This window comes from Bacteroides timonensis (assembly GCF_000513195.1).
GTDB classification, from domain to species: Bacteria; Bacteroidota; Bacteroidia; order Bacteroidales; family Bacteroidaceae; genus Bacteroides; species Bacteroides timonensis.
Genome location: NZ_CBVI010000201.1, coordinates 1 through 1,860 on the forward strand (window position 1 = coordinate 1; position 1,860 = coordinate 1,860).

Below are 1,860 nucleotides of genomic sequence, written 5' to 3' on the forward strand. Positions count from 1 at the left end.
TCTGCTTAGTTGTCCTGTTCGTAAAGAGCTTGAGATTAATATTAGTTAACTGATAATCAGTTGATTGCAATGATTATGTTTTGTTTTATTGTTCCGTTTTTTGTATCTTTGCACTATGCAAAAAGAGCTGACGGACATAGATAGGATGATCATGGAATCCCATTATTTGAATGCCCTCGAGATTGAATCGAGGGCTGAAACACCTCTGTCTGAAATGGAACGTCAAGACTTTTTGAATCTGTTGCAGTCCAAGGACGAAACAATCGCCCAATTCAGAAGCCTGATTTCTTCTTTAGAGAAGGCTCTTGATGCGGATGCCGTTGAAAGAAAAGCCCTGTTGGATCAGATAGCCAGGCTTACTGCTGAAGTGGCCAAGCTCAATGACTACAATCAGCGTCATAACAAGTTTTCCTTTGGCAAGAAGAGCTTAAAGTCCTGCAGTAAGCCTGACACTAAGCCCAGCCGTGAAGAGGAAAAGGATCATTACGATGGAACTCCCGGCTCTGTATCATCGTCCTCCAGCAATAGCTCTGTTCCCGCTCAGACGCCCGATGGAGTTGATCCGTCTAAGGTCAGCAACAAGCCTTTGGATAAGAATCGCGGTCCCCGCGGCCCTTACACAACGATGGATGCCGCGAAAGTAGAAATATTGGAGAGCCGTACTGACCTCATTCCCGCCGGCATGAGAATCGTAGGCTTTAAGGATGAAGATGAATTTACCAGAGAGAGTTACGTCAAATGTACCCGCTATCGATTGGTTGTTTTAGAAGATGAGTTTGGTGTCCGCCATGAGATGTATATTCCAAAAGACGGCAATGATTCTCGTCGTCCTAAAGCAAATGTCATAGATGGCACTCACTGTACTCCGGAGTTCCTTGCCAGTCTGGCTATGGATCGTTTCCAGCTTCATTTGCCTGTTTATAGAGAAGCCATCCGCTTGACTAACGAAAAGATGTCCGTTTGCCAACAAACCGTCAGCAACTGGCTTGGCAAAGGCTCTGTTCTGCTTCAAAACCTGTTGCCTTGTCTCAAGCAGTTGCTGCTTAAAGCAAAATCAGTGCTTAATATCGATGAGACTTGGTGCAGGGTTCGAATCGTGAGCGATGAGTTTCAGAACGGGAAGTACTTCAAGAAGTATGTTTGGGTTGTGGTGAACAAGATAAATAAACTTGTTTACTTCCTTTATGATAATGATGAGGATGATAGCCGTGGAACCCGACCGATAGCAAACTTCCTTGAGGGTTTTATCGGAGGAATACAGACTGATGCCTATGCCGGTTATCGATTTTTCGTGAAACTGAATCCTGAAAACGAACATATTCTATGCTGGTGTCACGTAAGGGCCAAATTCAAATTGGCTTTCGACATAAGCAAGGATAAGGATGCCGGTTGGTTCGTAGAGCAGATAGGAAGGTTATATGCGATAGAGTTGGAAAACAGGTTGTTGAATCGGACCGATGAGCAAATAAGAGAAAGACGAAATCGTATGGATGTCACCGAAATCCTAAACAAACTGCTGGATAGGGTCCATCGGATGCTAAAAGATAAAAGGATTCATTTTGGTGAAATGATGAACACCGCGTTGAACTACATGCTCAATGGATGGGAGAAATTGCTCCACTATCGACATGATGGTCGCTACGACATAGATAATTTGGAAGCGGAACGAAAGATACGACCTTTGACAATAGGCCGTAAGAATACTCTATTCTTTGGTAGTGAAAAAGGTGTGGAAGTTGCTATGACTTATTACACCCTGATAGAGACTGCCAAGCTGAATGATTTGTCTCCACTGGATTATCTCACGCATGTCTTTCGTCAATTGATGGAGGGGAACAAGGACTATGAAAGTCTGCTTCC

1 protein-coding gene is annotated in these 1,860 nt (G+C 43.9%); it reads left to right on the forward strand.

Going from position 1 to position 1,860, the window contains the following annotated elements; genetic code table 11:
• Positions 1-151: 151 nt before the first annotated feature.
• On the forward strand, positions 152-1,860 hold a 1,709-nt coding region (gene tnpC / locus BN161_RS27810; RefSeq protein WP_167332584.1), incomplete at its 3' end, for an IS66 family transposase.